The sequence below is a fragment of the Xenorhabdus poinarii G6 genome, assembly GCF_000968175.1.
Taxonomy (GTDB): Bacteria; Pseudomonadota; Gammaproteobacteria; order Enterobacterales; family Enterobacteriaceae; genus Xenorhabdus; species Xenorhabdus poinarii.
In genome coordinates this window covers 550584-577060 of record NZ_FO704551.1, presented here as the reverse complement: position 1 = coordinate 577060, position 26477 = coordinate 550584, and the positions used below count along the sequence as shown (strand labels likewise).

The 26477-nt window shown below is 45.0% G+C and carries 27 protein-coding genes and 1 pseudogene; 17 read left to right on the top strand and 11 right to left on the bottom strand.

All coding sequences use genetic code 11. The features are described from left to right. Nucleotides 1–104 precede the first annotated feature (104 nt). Nucleotides 105–356: a multiple stress resistance protein BhsA gene (gene bhsA, locus XPG1_RS02535; protein WP_045957692.1), complete on the bottom strand. Its 252-nt coding sequence runs from the start codon at nucleotides 354–356 to the stop codon at nucleotides 105–107. Between the two features lie 294 nt (nucleotides 357–650). Here bhsA and XPG1_RS17305 point away from each other — a divergent pair. Next, nucleotides 651–926: pseudogene (locus XPG1_RS17305) on the top strand (GIY-YIG nuclease family protein); the annotation flags it as partial. A gap of 67 nt (nucleotides 927–993) precedes the next feature. On the opposite strand, the gene XPG1_RS02530 reads toward XPG1_RS17305, so the two are convergent. The 5 genes from XPG1_RS02530 to potA form a co-directional block, all read right to left on the bottom strand. Next, nucleotides 994–1512 carry a GNAT family N-acetyltransferase gene (locus XPG1_RS02530; protein ID WP_045957691.1) on the bottom strand — a complete coding sequence of 173 codons (519 nt, stop codon included), beginning with the start codon at nucleotides 1510–1512 and terminating at the stop codon, nucleotides 994–996. Nucleotides 1513–2082: 570 nt separating this feature from the next. Further along, nucleotides 2083–3135 carry a spermidine/putrescine ABC transporter substrate-binding protein PotD gene (gene potD / locus XPG1_RS02525; RefSeq protein WP_045957690.1) on the bottom strand — a complete coding sequence of 351 codons (1053 nt, stop codon included), beginning with the start codon at nucleotides 3133–3135 and terminating at the stop codon, nucleotides 2083–2085. A 198-nt stretch (nucleotides 3136–3333) separates the two neighbouring features. After that, nucleotides 3334–4113 carry a spermidine/putrescine ABC transporter permease PotC gene (gene potC, locus XPG1_RS02520; RefSeq protein WP_045957689.1) on the bottom strand — a complete coding sequence of 260 codons (780 nt, stop codon included), beginning with the start codon at nucleotides 4111–4113 and terminating at the stop codon, nucleotides 3334–3336. After that, the gene (potB, locus tag XPG1_RS02515; RefSeq protein ID WP_045957688.1) at nucleotides 4110–4970 is read right to left on the bottom strand and encodes a spermidine/putrescine ABC transporter permease PotB; all 861 of its coding nucleotides are present in this window, start codon (nucleotides 4968–4970) and stop codon (nucleotides 4110–4112) included. Before potB ends, potC begins: the two co-directional genes overlap by 4 nt. Then, nucleotides 4954–6069 carry a spermidine/putrescine ABC transporter ATP-binding protein PotA gene (gene potA / locus XPG1_RS02510; protein ID WP_045957687.1) on the bottom strand — a complete coding sequence of 372 codons (1116 nt, stop codon included), beginning with the start codon at nucleotides 6067–6069 and terminating at the stop codon, nucleotides 4954–4956. Before potA ends, potB begins: the two co-directional genes overlap by 17 nt. 463 nt (nucleotides 6070–6532) lie before the next feature. Here potA and ppiB point away from each other — a divergent pair, with 463 nt between their 5' ends. The 4 genes from ppiB (at nucleotide 6533) to purK (ending at nucleotide 9530) form a co-directional block, all read left to right on the top strand. Beyond that, nucleotides 6533–7027: a peptidylprolyl isomerase B gene (ppiB, locus tag XPG1_RS02500; RefSeq protein WP_045957685.1), complete on the top strand. Its 495-nt coding sequence runs from the start codon at nucleotides 6533–6535 to the stop codon at nucleotides 7025–7027. A gap of 31 nt (nucleotides 7028–7058) precedes the next feature. Then, the gene (lpxH, locus tag XPG1_RS02495; protein WP_045957684.1) at nucleotides 7059–7781 is read left to right on the top strand and encodes a UDP-2,3-diacylglucosamine diphosphatase; all 723 of its coding nucleotides are present in this window, start codon (nucleotides 7059–7061) and stop codon (nucleotides 7779–7781) included. Nucleotides 7782–7908: 127 nt separating this feature from the next. Continuing rightward, a complete protein-coding gene (gene purE / locus XPG1_RS02490) occupies nucleotides 7909–8463 on the top strand; it encodes a 5-(carboxyamino)imidazole ribonucleotide mutase (RefSeq protein ID WP_045957683.1) in 555 nt (184 codons plus the stop codon). Continuing rightward, on the top strand, nucleotides 8460–9530 hold the full coding sequence (gene purK, locus XPG1_RS02485; RefSeq protein WP_045957682.1) for a 5-(carboxyamino)imidazole ribonucleotide synthase: 1071 nt from the start codon (nucleotides 8460–8462) through the stop codon (nucleotides 9528–9530). Before purE ends, purK begins: the two co-directional genes overlap by 4 nt. 143 nt (nucleotides 9531–9673) lie before the next feature. On the opposite strand, the gene XPG1_RS02480 is transcribed toward purK, so the two are convergent. Continuing rightward, the gene (locus tag XPG1_RS02480) at nucleotides 9674–10150 is read right to left on the bottom strand and encodes a hypothetical protein (protein ID WP_045957681.1); all 477 of its coding nucleotides are present in this window, start codon (nucleotides 10148–10150) and stop codon (nucleotides 9674–9676) included. A 424-nt stretch (nucleotides 10151–10574) separates the two neighbouring features. On the opposite strand from XPG1_RS02480, the gene XPG1_RS02475 reads away from it, so the two are divergent. Further along, on the top strand, nucleotides 10575–11069 hold the full coding sequence (locus tag XPG1_RS02475; RefSeq protein ID WP_045957680.1) for a TIGR00645 family protein: 495 nt from the start codon (nucleotides 10575–10577) through the stop codon (nucleotides 11067–11069). A 110-nt stretch (nucleotides 11070–11179) separates the two neighbouring features. Here the strand turns inward: XPG1_RS02475 and XPG1_RS02470 are convergent, their stop codons facing one another. The 4 genes from XPG1_RS02470 to XPG1_RS02455 are packed head-to-tail and all read right to left on the bottom strand — an operon-like array spanning nucleotide 11180 to nucleotide 15197. After that, entirely contained in the window at nucleotides 11180–12103 is a 924-nt protein-coding gene (locus XPG1_RS02470) for an HpcH/HpaI aldolase/citrate lyase family protein (RefSeq protein ID WP_045957679.1), read from the bottom strand. Continuing rightward, the gene (locus XPG1_RS02465) at nucleotides 12103–13242 is read right to left on the bottom strand and encodes a cysteine protease StiP family protein (protein WP_045957678.1); all 1140 of its coding nucleotides are present in this window, start codon (nucleotides 13240–13242) and stop codon (nucleotides 12103–12105) included. The genes XPG1_RS02470 and XPG1_RS02465 overlap by 1 nt, the downstream gene beginning before the upstream one ends. After that, nucleotides 13235–14020, bottom strand: a complete 786-nt coding sequence (locus XPG1_RS02460; RefSeq protein WP_045957677.1) for a hypothetical protein — start codon at nucleotides 14018–14020, stop codon at nucleotides 13235–13237. Before XPG1_RS02460 ends, XPG1_RS02465 begins: the two co-directional genes overlap by 8 nt. Beyond that, on the bottom strand, nucleotides 14013–15197 hold the full coding sequence (locus XPG1_RS02455) for a phosphoribosyltransferase domain-containing protein (RefSeq protein WP_045957676.1): 1185 nt from the start codon (nucleotides 15195–15197) through the stop codon (nucleotides 14013–14015). The genes XPG1_RS02460 and XPG1_RS02455 overlap by 8 nt, the downstream gene beginning before the upstream one ends. Nucleotides 15198–15654: 457 nt before the next feature. On the opposite strand from XPG1_RS02455, the gene XPG1_RS02450 reads away from it, so the two are divergent. The 11 genes from XPG1_RS02450 (at nucleotide 15655) to XPG1_RS02400 (ending at nucleotide 26472) form a co-directional block, all read left to right on the top strand. Continuing rightward, entirely contained in the window at nucleotides 15655–16248 is a 594-nt protein-coding gene (locus tag XPG1_RS02450) for a TerD family protein (protein WP_045957675.1), read from the top strand. Further along, a complete protein-coding gene (locus XPG1_RS02445; protein ID WP_045957674.1) occupies nucleotides 16245–17390 on the top strand; it encodes a TerD family protein in 1146 nt (381 codons plus the stop codon). The genes XPG1_RS02450 and XPG1_RS02445 overlap by 4 nt, the downstream gene beginning before the upstream one ends. Nucleotides 17391–17433: 43 nt before the next feature. Continuing rightward, entirely contained in the window at nucleotides 17434–17889 is a 456-nt protein-coding gene (locus XPG1_RS02440; protein ID WP_045957673.1) for a tellurite resistance TerB family protein, read from the top strand. Between the two features lie 28 nt (nucleotides 17890–17917). Next, entirely contained in the window at nucleotides 17918–18946 is a 1029-nt protein-coding gene (locus XPG1_RS02435) for a TerC/Alx family metal homeostasis membrane protein (protein WP_045957672.1), read from the top strand. 54 nt (nucleotides 18947–19000) lie between these two features. Further along, nucleotides 19001–19579, top strand: a complete 579-nt coding sequence (locus tag XPG1_RS02430; RefSeq protein WP_045957671.1) for a TerD family protein — start codon at nucleotides 19001–19003, stop codon at nucleotides 19577–19579. A gap of 621 nt (nucleotides 19580–20200) precedes the next feature. Next, on the top strand, nucleotides 20201–20554 hold the full coding sequence (locus XPG1_RS02425) for a type I addiction module toxin, SymE family (protein ID WP_045957670.1): 354 nt from the start codon (nucleotides 20201–20203) through the stop codon (nucleotides 20552–20554). 352 nt (nucleotides 20555–20906) lie between these two features. Next, complete coding sequence (locus XPG1_RS02420) at nucleotides 20907–21254, top strand: DUF3761 domain-containing protein (RefSeq protein ID WP_045957669.1); 348 nt, start codon at nucleotides 20907–20909, stop codon at nucleotides 21252–21254. Between the two features lie 545 nt (nucleotides 21255–21799). Continuing rightward, nucleotides 21800–22573: a protein bax gene (locus XPG1_RS02415; protein ID WP_045957668.1), complete on the top strand. Its 774-nt coding sequence runs from the start codon at nucleotides 21800–21802 to the stop codon at nucleotides 22571–22573. A gap of 159 nt (nucleotides 22574–22732) precedes the next feature. Beyond that, entirely contained in the window at nucleotides 22733–24154 is a 1422-nt protein-coding gene (locus XPG1_RS02410; protein WP_045957667.1) for an MBOAT family O-acyltransferase, read from the top strand. Then, nucleotides 24141–25277, top strand: coding sequence for an SGNH/GDSL hydrolase family protein (locus tag XPG1_RS02405; protein WP_045957666.1), 1137 nt, complete (start codon nucleotides 24141–24143; stop codon nucleotides 25275–25277). Before XPG1_RS02410 ends, XPG1_RS02405 begins: the two co-directional genes overlap by 14 nt. After that, the gene (locus XPG1_RS02400) at nucleotides 25264–26472 is read left to right on the top strand and encodes an SGNH/GDSL hydrolase family protein (protein ID WP_045957665.1); all 1209 of its coding nucleotides are present in this window, start codon (nucleotides 25264–25266) and stop codon (nucleotides 26470–26472) included. The genes XPG1_RS02405 and XPG1_RS02400 overlap by 14 nt, the downstream gene beginning before the upstream one ends. The last annotated feature ends 5 nt before the right edge of the window (nucleotides 26473–26477 follow it).

Here is a 26477-nt window from a genome sequence, read left to right as displayed (position 1 = left end):
GTTATTTTATTTCAATCATCACAGAACACGGCGGGATTGCTATCCCGTCTCATGTTCTGTATTTGACTCAATAAACGAAGCGATTTGTTTAGAAACACTATAAATTATTTATAAATTTCAGCAACGCCGCTGAGTTGATTCTGACCCGTTGTCGAAATAACACGAAAATAGCTTGCTCCAGCTTTGTCAGCTTTTTTGGATAATTTTTGGGTCAGGCTATCCAGTGTGGCCGCTCCCGTGACAGAAACAACCCCCATTTTATCTCCCTTAGCGACTTGAACTTCAGTCGCAGCAAAAGAACCCAATGAAACCGCACATAATGCTAAGACAGCAACGATATTTTTTACATTTTTCATCTTTTACCCTTCCAATCATTTTAAAAAATAAATGGGAATACCGCGTATTGGTGAGCATGTTATACCCTTGTTCAGAAAAGAGTAATTAGCAATTATTGCCATACTTATTCAATTTTTTTGAAAAACAAATGGCGTTACTGGTTTGCAAATGAAATATAATTCAAATAAATTCATTTTATTACATTAATTAAATCACCAAAATATGCTGATAACGACACGACTATCATACATACCACCAAAGAATAAATGCATTCCCCACAGAAACCTAACTGTTAAAATTATTAAAAATAAATGATGAATACTAAAATATCGGCCTGGTTTGTCTATCTGATCAGAACACAAAGCGGGCTCCTGTACACCGGCATTACCACCGATGTCACCCGCCGATTAATACAACATTCGACCGGAAAGGGCGCAAAATTCCTGAGAGGAAAAGGCCCATTGACGCTGGTTTATCAAAGTCCGGCCAGGGATAAGGGGATGGCATTGAAAATGGAATATCGCGTGAAGAAACTGAGTAAACAGCAAAAAGAAAGACTGGTTATTAACCAGCCTATCTGTCTAAAGACTTATTTAACGACAATCGATTCACCTGAAACGTTGTTTACTCAATCAGTGATCCCTGCAAAAGCAGTTATCACCCCGGTAATGACCATAAATTATCAAGTTGAGCAGGGTAAGTAACCAGACCATAACAATCTTCCAGTGCAATATCCGCCAGTGTGTAGATCAAAAAATAGTCTTCGCACTCAGGCCATTGGCAATACAATTGATATTCTTCGGCAAATTTAAAACCCAAACGCTGGTAATATTCAGGATCGCCCAACACCACAACCGCGCCATAGCCAAACTCATTCAGACTATCCAATCCTTCATAAATCAATTGATCACCAATTCCATGACTACGGTATTGCTCCGCCACTGCCAATGGCAGCATACCAACCCATTGATGATTTTCACCATTGGTATCAACAGGCGTAAAACCGGCGTAACCAATCACATGACCTTCATCATCCGTTGCCACAATACCCAGCGTCAACAAACCATCTTCTCTTAGTTTTTGAATCAGCTCAGCTTCTGCCGACGTTTCAAAAGATTGGCGCAACAAACGATCAATCTCCATCGCATCGACAGGAATTTCGACCCTAATTAACATGACGATAATGCGCGATCATTCTGATCTGCGCCCTCTTTCTGTCCCGCTTTGATAAATTCATCCAAACGCAATAAACCAAAGTGGAGAATGGCTGATATTGATTCCAGCGCAATTGGAATCCCCAAGCTCCCGCACGTCTGTCTCCAACCTGCGGGACGCTAAAAATTCTCGTTCTGTCAGCCTACACCTCTCAAAATTGCTGACCAAGAAACTGTCCCGTAAGACAACACTTTCTCGTGCAAAGCAGCACGCTATTTTGCCAAAATCCTGCGGTATTTCCCGATCCTACATCCAGAATCGATAATAAATCCGTTATCACAAAACGTCTACAGGACAAACCGTGGTAAAAACCACTTTTCCGTCTCCCGCACGGTGTGATGTGGTCGACGAAAATAGGTTACCGCCTGTGGGTATCATCAAGATCAAAAAAGGAGCCTATATGCCATCCATCAGAGTGTTAAATAGTCTGACAGCGCTGACTGGCATCGTCACCCGGTTTTTCAAGGATCATGCGCAGAAATTAACAAGGGGAAGCGATGGCTTCCCCTGATAACTTCACTGACATGCAGTTTATTGACTGGCTTTTAATTTCTGGAAATACTCTTCATACAGAATATTGGCGTTGCCAACATCACTCTGCCATTCTCCTTTGTGGATCACAGCTTCGTCTGGATAAAGCGACTTATCGTCTGTCATTGCTTTAGGCAGTAATTTTTTCGCGGCCAGATTTGGGGTTGGATAACCAATTTTCTGAGCCACTTGCGCCGCAATTTCTGGACGTAACAAGAAATCGATCAGTTTCATCGCCCCTTCGACATTCTTGGCGTTTGCCGGGATCGCCAGGCTATCCATCCAGAATATCCCGCCCTCTTTCGGCCAGATAATTTCAACAGGTGTACCTGCCTGACGAGCAACATAAGCGGAGCCATTCCACATCATACCGATATCCGCTTCACCTTCCATAAAAGGATTAGCCGGGTTATCAGAGTTAAAGGCCAGTACGTTTGGCATTAGCTTTCTCAGTTCCTGATAAGCCGCTTCAATTTCTTTCGGATTGGTGGAATTGCCGGAATATCCCAATTTCAGCAGCGCCATTTGGAAGACTTCACGGGCATCATCAGTCAATACTAAGCTGCTTTTGTATTCTGGCTTCCAAAGATCTGCCCAGGAAGAGAACGTGCTGGGATCAAGCGCATCACGGTTAACACCAATCGCGGTGGCCCCCCAAATGTAAGGAATAGAGTAGTCGTTATTCGGGTCAAAAGACTTGTGCAATAAATTGGGATCAAGATTCTGGAAGTTGCTGAGTTTGTGGGTATCGATTTTTTGCAACATCCCTTCTTTACTCATTTTTGAAACAAAGTAAGTGGATGGAACCACTAAATCATAAGCGCCGTCTTTATACGTTTTCAGCTTGGTATACATGCTCTCATTGGATTCATAGGTGGAATAAATCACCTTGATCCCGGTTTCTTTGGTGAACTGATTGAGCAAACCAGGTGGCACATATTCAGTCCAGTTATAGAAATACAGCGTCTTGCCGTCATTGGCCGCCGCCGCATTGACTGAGCCAATGTTGAATGCCATCATCCCTGCGGCCAGCAGATAAAACCACTTTTTCATGTCATATTTTCCACGCAGTTAGTGCGTTAGTATCGTATATAGGTTCTGCGTGAACCTACCCCCCAAAAATGGCTATTATAAAAGTGACATTTTGTAGGGTAAAGCCACTTGTTGGGGGGAATTGACTGAAATGATCGATCGACTCGATATTTCAAACAAGAAAAGCGTGGTCACTGGCGACCACGCTGACAGAAAAGATTAAGGCTTACCCGTGCGATCACGCATAACAAATTGACTAATCAGCACTAAAACCAACGACATCAGTAATAAAATCGTTGCTAATGCGTTGACTTCCGGCGAAATCCCCACTTTAACCATTGAATAGATCTTCAGCGGCAGGATCTCATAGCTTGGCCCCGTCACAAAAGAGGAGACAACCACATCATCCATCGACAGAGTAAAACTCAGCAGCCAACTTGCCATAACTGCCGGCATTGCCAGCGGCAGGATGATTTTTCGCAGAATAGTCAGCTCACCCGCCCCCAGATCACGCGCGGCTTCCAGCATTTTAACGTCGAAATCTTTCAGGCGGGAATAAACCGTAACGACCACAAACGGCAGGCAGAAAGTGATATGCGAAAACAACAGCGACCAGAATCCTAATGAAATACCCAGCAGCATAAACAGCACCAGCAAGGAAATCGCCATCACAATATCCGGTGACATCATCACCACAAACAACATACCGCCGACAAACTTTTTGCCACGAAACGAATAACGATACAGTGCCACCGCTGTCAAAGAACCAATTAAAGTGGCGAACGTGGCAGACGCGACGGCCATCGTCAGAGAGTGACCAGCCGCTTGAAGCAGGCTGTCATTGGAAAACAACAGGCCGTACCACTCGGTGGTAAAGCCCTGCCAGCGAATACCAAAGCGTGATTGGTTAAACGAGCTTACCAGCAGAATAATAATCGGGATATACAGGTAAGCATAAACGATGGTCATGAAACCACCGCGTAACAGGCGTCCGATCATGCCAGCTCTACCTTCTTGTTCAGCAGCTTAGCCGCTCGATAGTAAACCAATAACATCAACCCCATGACCAGCGTCAGACAGATACTGGTCGCCGCCCCAAACGGCCAGTCACGAATGTTAAGGAACTGGCTCTTAATCACGTTACCGATCAACAGGTTTTTCGCGCCCCCCATCAAGTCAGCCACGTAGAACAGCCCCATCGCGGGCAGCAATACCAACAAACAACCGGCGATAATACCCGGCATGGTCAAAGGCACAATGATACGGATAAACGTCTGCAATTTGCCGGCGCCTAAATCGCGTGCTGCTTCCAGACAAGATTTATCCAGTTTTTCAATGCTGGAATAGAGTGGCATCACCATAAATGGCAGCAGAATATAAACCAAACCCAACACAACGGCTTCGGGGGTGTACATGATGCGCAACGGTTTATCAAGGATCCCTGCCCACAGCAGAAAATCATTCAAATAGCCACGGGTACTGAGAAACATCTTTAAACCGTAAATACGGATTAAAGAGTTCGTCCAGAAAGGGACGATCAATAGAAATAGCATCAGTGGACGCCGTTTCTCCGGCATACGCGCCAGGAAGAAAGCAAACGGATAGCCAATGACCAGACAGCACAGCGTCGCCACAATCGCCATATTCAGCGAATGCAACAACACCTCGGCGTACAGTGGATCAAACAACCGGGTATAGTTATCCAGCGAGAAAATCATCTGCACCAAATTGGCATCATCCCGCGTCAGGAAACTGGTTCCGATGATCATCAGATTCGGCAGAAAGACAAATAGCATCAACCAAGACACAATGCCCGTAATGACGATATTCTGGAATAGTTTACGCGTCTTCTTCATCGATCAGCACCACCTCCCAGCTTTCGACCCATGTCACGGCAATTTTCTGGTTCAGGGAATGGTCAACATCAGGATCATCCTCGTTGAAGAATTCGCTTACCATCACCATCTTGCCATTTTCCATTTCGACGACTGAATCCAGTGTCATCCCTTTGTAGTTACGCTCACGAACATAACCAATCAATCCCGATACCTGCTCACCATGATTGATTTCTTCTACGCGCAGGTCTTCCGGGCGCAGCAACACATTGAGTGTTTGCCCAACCGTCACTGGCAACGAGGTGAAAATATCACATTCGTGGCCTTCGACATTCGCACGTATCCGTTGCTCATCAATACGGCACAGCACTCTGGCGTCAAAGATATTGATTTCACCGATAAAGCGGGCAACAAACAGATTTTTCGGCTCCTCGTAAATCTCACGCGGAGAGCCATCCTGTTCAATGCGTCCGTCACGCATCACCACGATACGGTCTGACATGACCAGCGCTTCTTCCTGATCATGAGTGACGAAGATAAAGGTAATACCGAGCTTACGCTGGAGCGCTTTTAGCCCATTTTGCATCTGCTTGCGCAATTTGTAATCGAGTGCGGACAGTGATTCATCCAGTAACAGCACCTTCGGTTTATTCACCACCGCGCGGGCAATCGCCACACGCTGTTGTTGACCGCCGGAAAGCTGTGCCGGTTTACGCCGGGCAAATGCTTCAAGCTGCACCATGCGTAACGCTTCCTCAACACGCGGAGCAATCTCTTTTTCCGGTGTTTTTTGCATTCGAAGTCCAAAAGCGACATTTTCAAATACAGTCATGTGGGGGAACAAGGCATAACTCTGGAAGACCGTATTCACATGACGGTGTTCAGCGGGAATATCAGTAATATCCTGCCCTTCCAGTAAAATTTTGCCACAATCAGCATCTTCTAGCCCGGCAATCAAACGGAGTACTGTGGTTTTGCCACAACCGGATGGCCCTAGAATGGTCAGAAACTCGCCATCATTGATTGTCAGATCGAGCTGTGAGATAACTTGTTTACCGTCGAAACCTTTACTCAAGGCTTTCAATTCAACGAGTGGTGTCAGAGAGGTATTCTCAGTCATTTATGCTATCATCTATCCCTTGGAATAATGCAGATAGAACCGCCACGGGAAAAGACTGTGTCAGCTAGCGGGAGGCATCATTTCTCCGCTAAAGCTCAAAGCCAGTGGCGCCGGTTGAAATTACGAAGCGCGCATGATAAACGCAGTAAGCCGAAATTGAAAGCCGAAACAATGACAATCTGTCTTTTTTTATGATCATGTCTCCAATCGGTGTAATGTGAATTTTATTGTGTTGGGTCAATTGTGTTGGGTCAATTGCACTTAATAACACGAAAATCACCTGATGATCTTGAGCATAGAGAGATGATCTTGAGCATCGAGTGAATAGTCGCAAAATAGTGGCACTGCCCGGTGATACAGCGCTCCTCAATACTGACTCAAAATCTGAGATATGATATAACAGCGCTTGTTCCGAATCTCCCTCAATGCAGGGTCAACCACAACTATTAATAGGATGTTTATTATGGTGACTTTTCACACCAATTTTGGCGATATCGTAATCAAAACTTTCGCGGATAAGGCGCCGGTCACGGTTGAAAATTTTCTGAATTATTGTTCTGAAGGTTTTTATGACAACACCATTTTTCACCGTGTTATCAATGGATTTATGATCCAAGGCGGTGGCTTTGAGCCAGGCATGAAGCAGAAAATGACTAAGGACGCGATCAAGAACGAAGCAAATAATGGCCTGCAAAACAACCGTGGCACTCTCGCCATGGCGCGCACCAATGATCCACACTCTGCAACAGCGCAATTCTTCATTAACGTTGTGGATAACGATTTTCTGAACTTCCGTTCAGAACGTCCAGATGGATGGGGTTATTGTGTATTTGCTGAAGTCGTTGAAGGTATGGATGTGGTTGATAAAATCAAAGGCGTTTCCACTGGCCGCAGCGGTATGCACCAAGATGTCCCACGTGAAGATGTGATCATTGAACGTGTCACTGTTAGCGAATAATCACCACCACCCAATAATCGTTGATCGCTAAATGAGTACACTGTTTATTGCGGATTTGCATCTCAGTGAACAAGAACCGGCCATTACCGCCGGTTTTCTACGTTTCTTACGTGAAGAAGCGGTTCATGCTGAGCGTCTTTATATCCTGGGTGATTTTTTTGATTACTGGATTGGTGATGATGATCCTAATCCATTACACACTAAAATTGCCCACGCCCTTTCTGAACTGCAACAAAGGGGCGTTGCCTGCTATTTCATTCATGGCAATCGTGATTTTTTACTTGGCTCGCGCTTTGCCAAAGAAAGTGGCTTAATTTTATTACCACAGGAAAAGATGCTGGAATTATACGGTAAGCGTATTCTGATTTTGCATGGCGATACACTATGTACCGATGATGTTGGCTATCAACAGTATCGTAAGCGGGTACATACGCCGTGGATACAGCGATTATTCCTGTTATTCCCATTATTTATTCGGTTAAAAATTGCCGCGAAAATGCGGGCAGGTAGCCAATATGCTAACCGCCAGAAATCCGAATCTATTATGGATGTCAACCAAGGGACGGTTATCGAGCATTTCAAAGCGCATCAGGCTGATTGGATCATTCATGGGCATACCCATCGCCCGGCAATACACGATATTCAACTTGGCGATAAAACGGTACACCGTGGTGTCTTAGGGGCATGGCATCAGCAAGGTTCAATGTTCAAAGTCACAAAAACAGCCATTGAATTACTCACCTTCACCTTCTGATAAAAGTTGGTAAAATCGACTCAGCAAGTGACGCAAACGTTTTCCTTGGGCTATTAGCGTGATATGATCCGTCGCCTGAAATTTCATCTTGGTTCTGGTAGACACCCAATACAGGAGCATCTGATTTATGACGTCCAGCTCTGATCCCACAATCACTGTGACTTCTGCAACAGAAATAGCGCACCCACATCCCCCCAAAATTGCCATTGTCATGGGTTCGAAAAGCGACTGGGCGACGATGCAACATGCCGCCGATATTTTGACCGCTCTTGCGATTCCTTTCCATGTTGAGATTGTTTCAGCCCACCGCACACCCGATAAACTTTTTCATTTCGCCGAACATGCCAAAGAAAACGGTTTTGATGTGATTATCGCGGGAGCCGGGGGCGCAGCACATTTACCGGGCATGTTAGCCGCTAAAACCCTGATTCCCGTGTTTGGTGTTCCGGTACAAAGCGCTGCACTCAGCGGTATTGATAGCCTCTATTCGATTGTGCAAATGCCGAAGGGCATTCCAGTGGGAACATTGGCGATTGGCAAGGCAGGGGCAGCCAATGCCGCCTTGTTAGCCGCTCAAGTGTTGGCTTTACATGACCGTCCTCTGTTTCAACGCCTGTCGGATTGGCGTAGTGTACAAACACAATCGGTTTTGGATAATCCAGATCCACGGGAGGAGGCATGAGACCTGTTTGTGTATTGGGAAATGGTCAACTGGGCAGAATGCTGCGTCAAGCGGGTGAACCATTGGGGATCGCTGTTTATCCGGTGGGATTAGATGCCGAGCCGGAAGCCGTACCTTATCAACAGAGTGTGATCACCGCAGAAATTGAACGTTGGCCGGAAACCGCGTTAACGCGTGAGCTGGCACATCATAATGCGTTTATTAATCGCGATATTTTTCCTCGGCTGGCTGATCGCCTGCCACAAAAGCAGCTGATGGACACATTGGGTCTGGCAACCGCACCGTGGAAGTTGCTTTCTTCTCCCGCACAATGGCCACAACTATTTGCGGAGTTAGGGGATTTCATCATTGTCAAACGCCGGACAGGAGGCTACGACGGACGGGGTCAATGGCGTATCCGGCCGGGTGATGAAGCCACCCTTCCGCCTGACATTTACGGTGAATGTATTGTCGAGCAAGGCATTCCATTTTCAGGGGAAGTTTCTCTGGTCGGTGCCCGTAATGCCAACGGTGAATCGGTATTCTATACACTGACTCACAATTTGCATCAGGAAGGTATGTTACGTACCAGTGTTGCGTTACCGGATATGGCCGATCAACACGTTCAGCAACTCGCTGAAAAAATGCTCTCCTCTATCATGGATCATCTGAATTATATTGGTGTGATGGCGATGGAGTGTTTTATTGTTGGCGACCATTTGTTGATCAACGAATTAGCCCCACGGGTTCATAACAGTGGTCACTGGACACAAAACGGGGCGTCTATCAGCCAGTTTGAACTTCACCTACGGGCGATCCTGAATCTCCCTATGCCGCAACCCGCAATATTCGCGCCATCAGTCATGATTAACCTGATCGGAACAGAAATAAATCCCGCATGGCTTAGTTTGCCGCTGGTTCGTTTGCATTGGTATGAAAAAGAGGTTCGTCCGGCTCGTAAGGTAGGCCATTTAAATGTCACTGATGCCGATAAGAGAACACTGCAAACAACATTACAAACGCTGGCTTCACTATTACCACCAGAATATCAGAGCAGTGTTAAATGGGCACAAGATAAATTAAGTTAAGCGGTTATTTTCGCGCTCAACGTATTCCATAAACACCGGCGGTGCCGCAAAGCCCGCCGTTATGCATCGCCTTGCCCTTTAACGCCGGCTCTTCTAATGTGCGGCAATCAACGGCATCAATCACTACGGCTTGTTTTGTGGCATCATCGCTTTGAAATATTCCCGTTGATATTTTCTTGTAACAGCGTTTCAATACACTGATCCACCACCATTTCAACCACTTCACTTCTGCTTGTCTCTAACCGATTGGCCAAGCCATCAATTTTTCTGAGTACCGACATTCTTAAAGAGACAGAAATCGATTTTTTCTTCTCTTTATCGAGGAAAACGTGGCTGATCGATGCTTCAGATTTGAAGCTGAGGTGTTGTGCGAGTAGTTCTTCGATCCTTTTTACATCCTTCTTGGTCAGCATTCCTTTATCAACTAATTGATAGGTATTCCCCATTTTGCTAAACCGAATATCAGCACAGTAAAGATCTCTTAAATTTCGTAGCGCTCGGGTTAATGTTGGCCCTGAACAATTGAGTTCCCTGATGATCCTAACTTTACTTATCGGTTTACCCGGTGCAAGTAATAACGTTAGCTTAAAATTTCTAAGTTGTTTGGGATTAAGCAGCATTTTTATGACCAAGTCAGGGACAACGCCTCCAACTTTCCTACAGTGAACGACAAAATAACTTTCAGAATAGTCTTTATCGCAAGTAAATCAATAACAAAACGGATGAAAAACATGAGTGATGTTTTCGCCCGTTTCAGCCTGATGACGTGAGATTCTCATCATCAGCCAGTAAAATATTTCATTGCATATTGAAAAATAAGGAAATATTTACACTCTTGACTCATCAAATAAAACGTCTAATCCTCCGACTTGTCACCACGGTGTACGACGGCTTTAGCCAGATTCATCGCTTAATACTTTCAAAAGAAAAAATGCTACTAAATATGACTAAGATAAAAATGTATTCTCCTAATGACTACTTAATCAGGATTCAGGTTATACTGATCCCTCTTTTTTATCTTTTTTGTTATTTATTGAACACACAATGGAACGCTTTTTTGAAAACATTATGTACGCCTCTCGCTGGCTACTCGCACCGGTTTATTTTGGTTTATCATTTGCATTACTTGCCCTTGCGGTTAAATTCTTTCAGGAAATCATACATATCATCCCCCAATTTTTAGACTTAGCAGAATCCAGTCTTATCCTGACGCTGCTTTCTCTGATTGATATGGCGATGGTGGGTGGATTACTGGTGATGGTCATGTTTTCTGGCTACGAAAACTTTGTTTCACGTCTGGATATCGATGAGCACAAAGAAAAACTGAGCTGGCTGGGTAAAATGGATGCAACGTCACTGAAGAACAAAGTGGCCGCCTCAATTGTTGCCATTTCCTCCATTCATTTGCTGCGCATCTTTATGGATGCCAAAAATATCGAAAACGATAAACTCATGTGGTATGTCCTTATCCATCTCACCTTTGTGTTATCCGCCTTCATTATGGGATACCTTGATAAAATTATGCGCAGCCACCACTAAGTGAACAATCAAATCTACACTCATCCCCTGCTGCCAGTGAACATCCATCAGCTGGCATCAGGGGAGCGTCATGGTGAACTTAGCGTTGTTTCTCGCCGGTTCTCCGGCTCCTAAGCGGCTCCCGTTTCGATGCCATAATGCGCAGCCCGCTCAAGAATACTCCTCGCCCAACGTTGGTGGGTCGCGGGTTCACACATCATACCCTGTGATTTGAAAACCGCCTTACTGGCCTGGAGAACATTCAATGCTTCGGCGTGATCTTGGGCACTGACCATCAGCGCTCGTTGGATACATGGGATCTGACCTGGATGGATGGCGGTTTTACCCACCAGACCGTGGGCAATATCTAACTCCAGCTCTTTCTCAAGCAATTTTAAATCATCAATATGCTCACAAACGGGCGCGGTCAGGGCAAACCCCCGCGCAACAAAAACGGCCACCAGCATTTTAATCACATACCCCATCGGCCCATCATAAAGTGTGAAGTATCGGGAACGCCGCAAAGACATGGCATTCATCAAATCATTACCGCCAATACGCAAGACAATAATGCGATCCTTACAGGGATGTGATTTTAGCTCGTCAGCAAGCTGATTCATTTTCTGCACATCAAACACCTCGGTACTTTCCAGTGTTGGCATAATACACAGATGCGTTGAACGAATAATCGCCCACCAATCAGCTAATGAGGCATAGGTGAATTTAGGTAACACCATGCCATCAATGGCGCTCAGATTAACGTTAGCAACCAGATATTTCGCCATGCTTTCATTACGCGGGCGAATAAAAATCAGGGGGCGATGCGGGTCAGTATCAGAAGAAAAACGATCAGCGTCTGCCAATGTGTGCATCAGCTCTCTGAGGTTTTCGATCGCAGCAGGAATTTCCTGCTCACTGACCGCATCTTCCAGGCAAATCACCAGCGAACGCAGATCAGGGATCTTATTCTGCAACAGGATTTCTGCAATATTTTGGCGAGTCGCGGGGATATACAGAGTTGCACCCAATTGATATGGCGAAGGGGTCGGTTTCATCAGAGTACCCTTTTGATGATAGTGACAGCGCGGTATTGACCGATTAGAGCACCCACTTCCGTGATCACAACCCTTTTTTGGCGCGCCAGATGCACCAGTAAAGCGACATCAGGATCCTCTTCGGAACGCACGAGCACATGTTCTGGCACACGTCGTAATATTGCCCGGGTTGCCTCTGCAATGCCGGGTTTAATACGATTAATATTGTCAATCTGGTATTTTTCCGCGAGATCACCAATCACCTTTTTACTAAGTTGTTGTAAAGATGATTGTTTTGAAAATGATTGTTTTGAAGATGATTGCGTTGAACAGGATTGCGGTAACCGTGTTTTTGCCTGCGGTACCCAGGCCGCTTCAGGTATCGCTGCCAACGCCAAACGATCACGATAAGCAGCAACCGTATCCACCAATAAACGGCTGCATTCAAATTTGCTCAGATGGTCACATTGCACACAACCGTGCAAACTTGCCTCCTGCCAGATCGAACGTGATATTAATCCCGATACCGGTGCGCCCATAATGCCAAAAGGGATCAACCAATCATCATCACTGGCAGCCAGCCAGGCACAGCCACAAGGATCAGCCAATACCACCAGACGCGGAAGCCCCGCATAACCAGCTCTTCCCGCCAATGATCGCGACAGCTCTTCGCTAATTGCACCTTTACCCGTCCAACCATCGACAAACACCATGCCATCCGTGCCATGCTTCTGTTCGATATACGACAACGCGGTATTATCGATGCCCCGATCACGAATAATGCTAATGCCATAATGATAAGAACGACGACCCATTTTTCTGAGCGTTTGATGCAGCATAACGCCCAACGGCACCCCCGCTCTGACCAAACTGACTAAGACAATCGGTGTCTCTCCAAAGCGGGATATCAGCGCTTTAGCGAGCATCACCACTTCCTTCGCCAACCGGGCGGCGCCTTGTTCAAGCGCCTGATCAAACAGTTCAAGGTGATAACGTGTCGGCTCAGGTTCCTGACTTAACATCTCTGAATAATGACGAGTACCCGACTGGATTAACTGTTCCTTAACGTCAACCGGCGTCATCTCAATCTGAATCGGTTTTAGCAGAAATTGCACATCGTCAGCAGCATAACTCCCTGAAAAAGTGGGAAAGCTAGTCATGATTTACAGCTCCGAATAACGCAGTCATTAATGTGTCCGCAAACTGGCTTTGCTGAGGCATACCGAACCAATCGCAAAATTGCATAAAGCGGTGATCGCTCAGGCTATCCCCCAGACCAATAACCGGGAACACGCCTCGCTCGGCACGCAATTTTTGCAAAAGATGCTGAGTGGCCAACCCCTTGTCAACGCACTTTGGTAACACAGTAAGATTGTTATTATTTTGATGGAAATAGAAGTGTTGATGAAAATGACTTTCTTGCGCTAAAGCTTCAGCCAGCAGATTAAGTTCGTTCAGTTTATGGTGATGACGGTGCTTAATGATCAGAAAAACCGGCTGATCACCATACTCGCAATCAATACGTGCCCAGGCATCCAGACCATAAGTGGCAACCAAACGCTGGCTCAGACGCGCTAATTCGTCCAATTTATCCCGATATGGCGCCAATGCCGATAGCATGTGTAATTGCCAGGGTTCATCAACAGAACCATCTGGCGTAAGGAGCACCGCACCATGCGAAAGAATGCGCCAAGAACTGAACGGAACATGTACGCGACTGAGCTGTTCTGTCGTTCTGGCGGTAACCGGGATCACCTCCGCGTAAGCCAGCAGCCAATCAACGAACATAGCCTGTTCTCCGGTCATATAACTGTGGGGAGCACATTGTCGATCCGATGCCCCGACCCGCAACGTTGATATATCCGATATTTCTTGCAGCTTACGGCGAGATTGAAATAGTGTGTCATCAAGATCAGTCAAAAATACGGGCTTAATCATATCCAACGATCTCTATCACCGGAGAAACCTGAGAAAGTTGCGCCATCAACGCCGGATCAACAGAGATTTTTGGCGTTTCAAGACAGAGTAATATCCGGTCAAATTGCTGGTGAGCAACGTTATAAAGAAAATTCGGAATACCAAGCCCATAATTATCAATAAACGCCATGACAGATTGAATCGCGTGACCGCAGGAAATAGGCGAACGGGTTGTTGAGCCGAACACCACCGAGGCGCCTTCCTGCTCAAGCCGTTCAGCCAGCAGGAACGGTTGCCAGACAAATTCGCTGGAACCCAATACCAACACGGTTTCACCGGCCTTTACGGTGATTTTTTCACCAATATCACACTGGATTTCCTCCAACCCCAAACGCCCCCAGTTCTGTTGGCCGATAATATTGATTTTCCCCTGAGCGGTCACATTGACTGGTGGCATTTCTGGAACCGGGGCTGACATATCGCTATCCCATTGCCAGTTTCCTTCAACCAAAGAGACGACAGATACCGGCAAAGGACTGCGCGCCTCAATCGATTTCCCACTCCAATCGGTCAATGTCACCGTGACAATACGCTCAATATGTTTAAGCCCTGCGTGACGCAACGCTTCCAGCAAATTCAGGAACGTATTACCTGTTGTTGCTTCATCATCAATCAGCACCAATGTTCTGGCATGGGTCACATTTTGACGCAAGCGACTTGCTGTCGGCCAATAAATCAGATGATCCGTCGCATGGCTATGATTTTCCTTAAACTCACACAATAAATCGCCGTCAACGGGATGGCGGGTCGACGTCAGAAAAACGGCGTCTTCTACTTTATGTTTTGTTTCCTGAAATACGCCTGCGGCAAGCCCGACAGCCGTTTCTGCCATGCCAATATACAGCGCCGGACCGGGGAGATTTGCCGGGAATTGCTCGGACAATTGCCGATAAATTGAACGCATGACCGATGGCTTGACCGGAATATGTCGTCCTAACACCTTACTGACAAAGAGAAATGCCCTTTTGGGATTACGGCGTTCAGCGATATCGAACAATGTTTCAAGTGATGCAATGCCACGGGAAGCGGTTACCGTCAATGTCCCACTGTTCAATTTTTTTTGATAAATCTGTTTTTGATCAACCTGTTTTGTATGGGGTTGCTTTTCATAAACATCGGTGCCATTCAACACGGTCATGATGATGCCTTTTAAGAAAAAATTTCAGCGCATTTCGGATGATAGATAAAAACCGTGCCGGTTTTCTCATCAATCAAAACCGGTCATTGCGTGATAAACCATCGTTAAATAGACGAATTGACAGGCTGCCAAATCGTTAAACTGTTAAAGATTTAATACCGTAACTGTCAGAATTTGCTCTTAATTTAGAGAGGAACAAACCACAGTCTAGAGGTGTTAACAGAGATAAGTCAATCATATTATGATTTTTTAGTGTAGAATTTGTTTGACTTTTTTTCATGAAAAGGAAATCATAAAAAACGAAGACAGATTGTTTTTTATCATACAGTTAACAACCAGATATCGTGTTTATGAGAATCATAATATGACAAGCTTCCTGCGATCTATTTGTCATATTATGATTTTTTAATACGTGAAATTGCGTGATTCACCGACAAACAGCATAGAGGTGTCATTAATGGTTTCGTTAAACAAAAATCAGTCCGTTTCACTCGCCAAACAGAGTGCATCACTGGCTAACGTGGATTTTGGCCTGGGATGGGACCCAGTGGTTAAAAAGAAAGGCTTTCTGGCGGGGTTATTCGGCGGTGGCAGTGATGAAATTGATCTGGATGCAAGTTGCATCATGCTGGATCAATCCGGCAATGCCATTGATACAGTCTGGTTTGGCCAACTCAAATCAAAATGTGGTGCTATCCAGCATACTGGCGATAATCTGACGGGCGAAGGTGATGGCGATGATGAAATCATTCGCGTCAATCTCCGTCATCTGCCCGACAATATCGAATACCTTGCATTTACGGTGAACAGCTTCCGCGGTCAAACCTTTAATGATGTTGAAAATGCCTTTTGCCGCGTTGTCGACCAAAACGGTAAAGAGCTGGCTCGCTATCAGTTGAATGAACAAGGCGCTCACACCGGCATTATTATCTCTTCCCTGCGCCGCAATGGGGGTCAGTGGGATTTCACGGCTCATGGCGTTCCTTGTCTTGAACGCACCATTGACGCAATGTATCCACAGATCGTTGAAACCGTGGTGGTACGCGCATGAAATTGACACCAGGGGGTAATGCCCCTGTTTCAAATCAAACACTCACCGTGCGGGTTCTGTCTGGCTCTGCCGTTGATGTTTCCGCTTTTCGCCTCTACACCGACGGCAAAGTTAAAGGCGATCCCGACATGGTATTCTACGGTCAGCCAGTCAATAACGACAATACCATTCGCCTGACCGGAAGCAATACCGATACCGCATTCAGCGTTAACCTGCCTGCCTTGGATCAAGATGTCCAAAAAGTGGCCTTTACCGCCACCTGCGACAACAACCAAACCATCTCCCATCTGCGCAATCTGGCCATTCAGGTTGAATTGAACAGCAACGTGATTTTGCAGGGCGTCGTTGAAATACAAGGACGTCCAGAAGCCGCTTTAATCCTCGGTGAGTTGTATCGGCGCAATGGCGAGTGGAAATTCCGCTTTATCGCTCAGGGTTTTCAGGGCGGGCTCAAGCCACTGGCAGAGCATTTTGGCGTAGACATCATTGATGATGCTCCGACTCCGCCTCCTGTCCCTGCGCCCTCCAAGACGATTAATTTAAGCAAAGTTTCACTGACCAAAGAAAAACCGGCTATTAGCCTGACTAAACGCGATAACTACGGTGAAATCCGCATCAATTTGAACTGGCATCAGACGTCCTCTGCAAAAGGCGTACTGCAAGGTCTCTTTGGCTCAAATAAAAACGTCGATTTAGATCTCGGCGCTTTTGTCCGGCTACAAAATAGACATTGCGATGTGGTACAAGCCTTAGGCAATCGCTTTGGCGATTACCTCCATGCGCCCTATGTCAAATTACAAGGCGATGATCGTACTGGTAGTGTCAGTGATGGCGAATGGCTGCATATCAATGGTCTTGAATGGAAAAACATCAATGAAGTGTTGATCTACGCCTTTATCTACGCAGGCGTCCCTGGCTGGGACAAAACGGATGGTGTCGTCACGATCACGGTGCCTGATCAACCGCCCATTGAAACGCGCCTGACGGAAGGCCACAACCACCAGAATATGTGTGCCATTGCCCGTCTTGTTAACGAAAACGGGGCCATCAAAGTAGAACGCATCAATCAATACTTCAGCGGGCATAAAGAGATGGATAATGCGTTTGGATGGGGCTTTAGCTGGACATCTGGCCGTAAATAACCACAACTTTATGCAATACGTTCTTACTCAAACGGGAGATCTTATGTCCTTTTTAAACAAAATAAAATCGGCGTTCAATGCCGGGCGTGAAGAGTTGACCAATCAGGTTGGTCGCTTCAAAAACAGAAAATTCATGGAAGGGACTGTCGCCGTCTGTGCACACGTCGCTATGGCGAGCGATGGGGTCAGCTCAGAAGAAAAGCAGAAAATGATCGGCTTCATTAAAAACTCACCGGAACTGAAAGTCTTCGATACAACTGAAATTATCGAATTCTTTAACAAACTGGTCAGCAGCTATGAATTTGATGCGGACATTGGCAAAGGTGAAGCCATGAAATTCATCATGGCACTGAAACCGCAGCCGGAAGCGGCTCAACTGGCTTTACGTGTCGGGATCGCCGTCGCCAAAAGTGATGATGACTTTGATGACAACGAAAAAAATGCCATGCGGGAAATTTGTTTAGCCCTTGGCTTTACACCGGCTGATTTCGCACTGTAATCGCAGATAACTTTAAGAGGCTTACTTCATGGTATCCACGCACTTTGGTTTTCCGATGGAAACCGTTGCTGTATTCATTATTCTGTCGGTTGGTGCGCTCTCTATCGACCTCTTTATGCATCGTCATCATAAGCCGATTTCACTGCGTAGCGCCGCCCTTTGGTCTGTTTTCTGGGTCGCCATTGCCTTTGTTTTCGCGGGCTTTCTGTATATTCATCATGGTGCGGAAACCGCGAGTCTGTTTGTCACAGGCTACGCACTGGAAAAAGTGCTTTCTGTTGATAATCTGTTTGTCATCATGGCGATTTTCTCTTGGTTTGCGATCCCTGATCGCTACCGTCACCGGGTTCTGTATTGGGGGATTATCGGTGCTATCGTGTTCCGTGGGATTTTCGTCGCCATCGGAACCAGCCTGCTGACACTTGGGCCGTGGGTTGAAATTGTATTTGCCGTGATTGTTGGCTGGACAGCGGTCATGATGTTGAAAAGCGGTGATGACGACGACGCAATCGAAGACTATTCACAACACCTGGCCTATCGTCTGGTTAAGCGCTTCTTCCCAATCTGGCCGAAACTGCAAGGCCATGCTTTTGTGTTAAAGCAAAAGGAGGTGGATGCCGCATTAGCTAAGCCAGAAAATGCCGATATAAAAGTGAGCCGGGCGGGTAAAGTCGCGCTTTATGCCACCCCATTGATGCTGTGTCTGGCCGTGGTTGAACTGTCTGATGTGATGTTTGCCTTTGACTCTGTTCCTGCGGTTATTGCGGTCAGTCGAGAACCTCTCATTGTGTACAGCGCCATGATGTTTGCTATCTTGGGTCTGCGTACACTCTATTTCGTGCTGGAAGCATTGAAGAAGTATCTGGTGCATCTGGAAAAAGCCGTGATCGTTTTACTGTTCTTTATCGCCATTAAACTGGGTCTGAACGCTTCAGAGCACATCTTCCACCACGGTTATTCGATTACGGCGACAACAAGCCTGTTTGTGGTCATTGGGGTGCTGGCAGCCGGCATTATTGCCAGCCTGCTGTTCCCTCAAAAACAAAATACAAACTAAATCAGTAAGTAAAAGCCAATTCAATTAATAAATGTAATAAATGAGGAAATCATAATGGGTGTATCTCTTTCTAAAGGTGGAAACGTTTCTCTAAGCAAAGAAGCGCCAAGCATGAAAAACGTTCTGGTCGGTCTCGGCTGGGATGCCCGTGCAACTGACGGACAAGACTTTGACCTTGATGCTTCCGCTTTCCTGCTGACCGCAAGCGGTAAAGTACGTGGTGATGCCGATTTCATTTTCTACAACAACCTGAAATCCTCTGATGGCTCCATCATGCACACCGGTGATAACCGTACCGGTGAAGGTGATGGCGATGACGAATCACTGAAAATCAAGCTGGATCAGGTTCCTGCTGACGTGGAAAAAGTGGTGTTTGTCGTCACGATTCATGACGCACAGGCTCGTCACCAGAACTTTGGCCAGGTTTCCGGTGCATTCATTCGTCTGGTTAACGATGACACGCAAGTTGAAGTAGCTCGTTATGACCTGACAGAAGATGCATCTACCGAAACCGCGATGTTGTTCGGTGAACTGTACCGCCACAATGGCGAATGGAAATTCCGCGCAGTTGGCCAAGGTTATGCGGGTGGTCTGGCTTCTGTTTGTGCTCAATATGGTATTAATGCGGCTTAATATTAAGCCTCTCCGTGTGAAAATATAAATTCACACGCTAAAACCGGCAGCCCTGCTTAATTCTATTGGCAGGGCTTTTTAATGCCTGTCATTAACGGGTATTGATCGTCAGATTACCAACAAAAACACCATAATATAATAAGAAAATAGCGCACTATAAAAATGATTAATATTTTCATTCCCTGCCATCCAAAAATAATATCAGAAATTTCAATTCATCAATCCATTCAACCAATAAAATGCTCAACTAAGTTTCATTCGCCAACATATAAAAGAATAGCGATAAGAATGACACGACCATTGGCTAAAATAAGTTATCCACCATGCCGATAACATCGCATTTTTTCTTTTTCACTTTATGAATTAAATAAATATTTACCCCGTTTTTACTTACTCAAACTGAGGATAAACATATCAGGGTAGGAAATATCCCGTCATTTTTTTGCGAGTTACTTCGCAAAGCACAACATTGACGATAGCGTATGAGATCACTACCCGCTAGGGTAGACATTTAACCAATGAATGAATACAGATGAAAAACACAGATGAATTCGCGGTGCAGTACGGGCGAAGTACTGATAAAGTATCGCGATATATCCCAATCACACAAGGAACGTATCAATGAGCCTTCATGTTTCATTTCGCCATACTGACATTGGTATCCCTGAATTAATCCTGAATGGTAGTGCACTCAGCGATGCTGGATTTACCGCGAATGAATTATTTCATATCTCACAGTTTTCCAATGGCATTATTATCTCTCTGGTTGATCCAGACGTAGATTTAGTCAGTTTGATCAACGAAGTGGAAGATAACCCCTATGAAGGAATCGACAGTATTCGTGAAAATGGTGAACTTTATATTGCAGGGGATTGGTTAACCCTAAGTAATTTAGAGGAACAGCCGATTAACATTGAAATGGAATCCGGTAAAATTATGCTCAGACCCAAGTTAATAGACATGCCGATGATTTAGGCACATTGCCATTCAAAATAACCTTCATTGATGAACCGGGGAGATACTTGCCGGGCAAGCATTAAACGGGCAGATTAAGAAACATTCCGGCTGCCCACCTCGTGAATCGCTCATCCCTTCCTGACTCCCCACCCTTAACAAGTCACGATTTAAGCATACGATACCGGGTGGCATCATCCTTTCTTCGTCAGTGACAATTTCGTCAGTGACAATAAGTGAATCAAAAAAAGGGAATCAAAAACGAAATATAAACCCCCTTAATGTTAAATTTGCAATCATAACATTCAAAACTATACTCCAAATTGCAAAAGTAGATGTCTGGCTTTAGGACTCTAATCAGAGGAAATATGCGATGAAAAACTTGAAGTTATCAGTTGCAGCATTACTGGTGTTGTTTTCAAGTACAGCACTGGCAGCGCCAGCAGTATCAACCTCAACCGAGACTGCGCCAAAAACAGTCACGTCAGTAAAAAATAATGTTAAGACAACAAAACACAACGCTAACACGTTAGACAAGAAAGTCAGTAAAAAAGCCCAAAAACACCAGGCGTCAAAGAGAAAGATCAAAAAGAATACAGTCAAAAAGAATACAGCCAAAAAAGGCGCGAATACAGCCCTTTGTAAAGATGGTAGCCATAGCAAGAGTCAATCCCGTAAAGGCGCTTGCGCTCGCCACGGCGGTGTCGCGAAGTGGCTGTAGTGGTTCAACTCATCTTTATCATACCCAATTAGGGAGCTTCGGCTCCCTAATTATTTTCCAAACTGGAGGAAACACCAATCGACTTAGGGGCTTTTCAAATTCGTTAAATAAAAATAGCGTCGAATTTAATATAAAGAATCAAAAACCGACCACAAAAATAGATAACAAAAAATTGAATCATAGAATTGGTTATCATCACAGCGATAAAGCAAACCTGTTCAGGCTCAAAATAAACACCCAAGAAAGTTAAATTTTAATTGAAATAACATTACCTTATCTGGTGAGGGTAATAAATAAAAATTCGATTAAAAAGGAATATAACCCCATGAGTTATTATATGCGTCAGACTCAATACTAAATAAAACCATAATGATGATTACATTAATTTACCATAGAGTATAAAAAATAGAGATATTTATCAGTAGTGTGTTAGGTTTCGTGATAGAAACTGAACTTATGAATGGCGAATAACAGTAGCTATATATTGTCTGCTCTGTTAGTATTCGTGTGTTTTTCATCCAGAGTAATAAAACGAGGAGAAGCAAATGCCCTCTCTAATCATGAGGACAAGTGCGGTCTTCGCTTTCTTTATCTCATTAATCTTCACCGGTCTGAGCAATGCCTCGACCAGTACCTCGAAAATTCAAGAGTATTCTCACAATGGCATACCGATCAATTTGCCCGATTTGCGAAAATATCCTTCAGGTACACCCCGGAAGAAAGCGTTTTTAAATATTATTGTGCCTGTCATTGTTCAGCATAATCAAAAGATTATGCAAGACCGCGAATGGCTCCTGTCACACCGGAAAAATCGTTATTGGTCTGCACAGGATAGCAATCGACTAAAAAAGATCTGCGTCGATTACAAAATGACCTGTAATTCACCAAAACAGGTCAACTGGCGTCAATTGCTCAGTCGAGTTGATATTATTCCTACCCATTTCGTCGCCACACAGGCGGCCGCTGAATCGGGTTGGGGAACATCAGAACTTGCCAAAAAAAATAATAATCTGTTTGGGATGCGTTGTCGCACTTGCGGCAAAACGAATGGAAAAGTGAAAGGTTATTCAGCTTATCCGACCATTAACGCTTCTGTCGTTGCCTATATGAAGAATCTGAATACGCACCATGCTTATGAATCACTGCGTTCTTCACGGGCAAAACAGAGGACAACACAAGAGCCGCTGAATACCAGTAAGCTTATCGATAATCTCAATGGCTATTCTGAACTGGGGAATGAATATAACCGCTATTTGCATCGAGTATTGAATGGCAATCGGCAACTCATCTCACAGGCTCATGAATTGGCTATGCAATAACACTCTCCCCATAATCCACCGGGTATTCATTACCCGGTGGATTATTTTTTTCACCTATATTGATAATTACCTACTGTAAACATAAACAAATTCCATACTATAATGCATATCAGAATGACATTCTGTCTCCCAACGATAAATGATTAACCTGAGTCTGATATGAATTTCTTCTCTTTTGAGTTTCTTGGATCGTTTGTTATTTTGTTGATTGTCTATTGGCTTTTACAAAAAACGCCCCGGCTACAAAACGGTGTATTAATTTTAGTAAGTTATTTCTTTGTCTTCTCCTTTTCTGCGAAATTCGCCTGTATTTTATTCGCTTATACTCTATTTATTTATTGTTTAGCCAATATCCTCAGCCGTTATTTATCGAATAAAATCCTATTCACGCTACTGACATTCGGCATCCTCGGCTGTTTCACGGTTTTCAAATATTATTCGTTCTTCCAAGAATCCATCCAACAAGGATTGACTCATATTGGTATCAATATCGAACTACCGGTACTTGGATTATTAATGCCTCTGGGGTTGTCATTCTATGCCTTTCATTCAGTTAGCTATGTTGTCTCGGTGTGCAAGAAAGAACTTCCCGCGGCGCCGCTGCTTGATGTCATGTTGTACCTTTGCTTTTTTCCCAGCATTGTCGCCGGGCCGATTAATCGAGCCAACAATTTCCTGCCGCAGATTCAGGCATCCTCCAGAGTGATACTGGACCCCTTGAAAGCGTTATTATTGATCGCACTCGCTATCGCAAAACTCTTTTTACTCAGTGCGACGCTCTCTGAATATTGGGTTAATCCCGTCTTTGAAGATCCCATCAGCCATCATGCCGGGCAAGTTCTTGTGGCGATTTATGCTTATGCTTGGCATATTTATTTTAACTTTTCCGGTTATACCGATCTTGTGACAGGTATCGCCCTGCTGTTAGGTTTCAAAGTACCTCGCAACTTTGATGCACCTTATCTTGCCGAAAATTTACATGTATTTTGGCGACGCTGGCATATCAGCCTGTCAACGTTCATCCGTGATTATGTTTACATCCCATTGGGAGGGAATAAAAAAGGCCTATTCCGCAGAAACTTGAACATCTTCACAGCCATGCTCATTTCCGGCTTATGGCACGGTGCCGGACTGAGTTTTATTATTTGGGGAGCTATTCATGGATTCGGGGTAATGCTGCAAAATATTATCAATGCCCTATTTTCTAAGAAACATCAACATCATGATCGACGCGCCAAGAATCCTATTTTCTTATTCTTATCCCGCATAATGACATTTCATTTTGTCTGTTTTGCATGGGTCTTTTTCCGCAGCCCAACCTTTGACGATGCACTGGCGGTATTTCATTCATTGTTCTCCGGTGAAATAGCCCTATCCTTGTTATCCAGTCTCACCTTATTAATGGTTTTCTGGGGGCTCTTTATTCTCTATCCCTGGTTGGTCAATCTCAGAAATCAGATTGAAAAAAATCACCGTATTATCTCCTGGGTTTATTATCCAATCCCTTTAGCGCTAATCCTGACCTTGGTGTTTATGTTGTCACCTTCAGGAATGCCAGGATTTATCTATGCCAACTTCTGAATTTACCGCTAATCTGAAAAAAGTCGGACAAACCATTTGTATCATGCTCTTGAGCAGTTTGATACTCATTTGGCTGAATCAAGGTTCACTGGATAACTTCTGGCAACAGAAATATCACCGCAATAGCCCCTGGGTATCCCTCAAAGGAGAAACGTGGTGGGATTTGGGCGATAATCTGCATCAGGGGGCTATTGCTGCCGGTGAAACGTTTATGGCATATGCGCAAGGTAAATATCAAGATAATGCATTGTCAGCCAATCATAACGATAACCACTGGAAAGTTTTTCCCCCTGAATTTCAGGTTGGTCTGCGCTTTCTGCAAGGTTATTTGTATCCCGTCGAAAATCTCTCTGTCACCTTTCCTGAGTTGCTAAACAAAGAGACGAAACTGATACCTCCCCCTTTATTAGCCAATCAGCCTGCAAAAAATCCGATTGCTGAAATTATCCAGAAGGCGCAGGTCAACCTGCGCCGGAAAGATAAGGTGTTATTTGCCGGTGATTCCATGATGCAGGGAATCGCGCCCTATTTAAAACGGCGGCTATCACAGGAATATGGTATTACCAGTATTAACTTGAGTAAGCAAAGCACCGGGTTGTCTTATCCCGGTTTCTTTGATTGGCCAAAAACCATCAGCGATACATTGAGCACTTACCCCGATATTAAATTGGTTATGATATTTCTAGGCCCAAATGATCCGTGGGATATGCCATCAGGACGCGGAGGCGCTTATGTAAAATTCGCCAGTGAACATTGGGAAACGCTTTATCGCCAAAGAATCGAAACAATCTTGACGGCAGCGCGCCAACATAAGGTTGATGTCATTTGGGTTGGCCCTCCCAATATGCGCCAGAAAACACTCTCCACCAACATGGTTTACCTCAATGAGTTATATCAGACAGAAGTGGAGAAAATGGGAGAGATTTTTGTTGCGGTGAATGATATGTTCAAATATCAATCAAATCATTACTCAGATTATCTTGGCGATGGCAGCAGTCCCCTCAAACTTCGGAGTGGAGACGGGATTCATTTCACTCCGAGGGGGCAACAAACCATCGCGGATTATCTATTTTCATTGATTACATTAATTCAGGAGCCAGTTAAAGAAGATGCAACCACTTAGCCTGTTCCGTTGGTTTTATCGGATAATGGGTGCAGGTCTGGTTATCGCACTCTCAGTCAGCCTATTATCGTGCCAGGGGGAAAAATCCAAACGGGCATCAGAACGCCCGGCAACACTAACCCATCGTCAACAACAATTGACGGATTTTGGTGATCCCAATGTTGCACGATTGGTTGATAAATTACGCCATAGCGATACCCGCCAACTGCATTTTGTGCAACTGGGTGATTCTCACACCGCGGCAGATTTTTTTACCGGTAAATTGCGCAGCTTATTGCAGGATCATTATGGCGATGCCGGGCCGGGTTTTATTCCACCGATGAGCATTCCCGGCCAACGTAACGCCCTTGTGCAATTTACTGAGGATAAAACCGGCTGGTGGCTTTCAAGCAGCCGCAAGGATAATCGGGCAGATTATCCCCTGGGGGGCTTTATTGCGATCCCGGAAAGCGCCAACAGCACAATCCAGCTCGGTTCCTCCTCTGCCCGTGGTCAATACGAGTTAAGGGTGCTTTATCAATCTCATAAGGCAACCCAAATAAAAACGCCCTTTACCATGATGAGCTTACCTGCAACACAGAGTGAATGGCATTTTTCTCCCGAACAGCGTATCCATTTTCCCCTCAATCTCTCTCCACAAGATACGCAATTGAAAATCGGCGGCTGGCTAATCAAACGTCAAAGTCCAGGTGTGATGTTATCCGCATTGGGCGTTAATGGTGCGACCATTAATCTGCTGGATAAGTGGCAACCACAATGGATTGAGACACTGGCTCAGATGAAACCTGATATGGTGATCTTCGCCTATGGCACCAATGAAGCCTTTAACGATGCGTTGGATCTGACCGCTTACCAAAACGATCTGATCGCTAAAGTGCAGGCTATTCGCAAAGCCATACCGCAAACCGTTATCTTACTGATTGGACCAAATGACTCGCTGAAAAATCAACGCGCAGCAAACTGTGATGAGCAACAACCCGCCTTGCTGAATAACGTGATTCAGATACAGCAAGCGGTTGCCAAAGAACAGCGTACCCTGTTCTGGAACTGGCGGGAATATATGGGCGGTCCCTGTTCAATCAAAGGATGGGCACAGCAAAATCTGGCACGCCCTGATTACGTTCATCTTTCCGCCGCCGGCTATGAACGCAGTGCTGAGGCATTTTATCAGCAGTTTATGGGGTTGATTGAATAATCCAC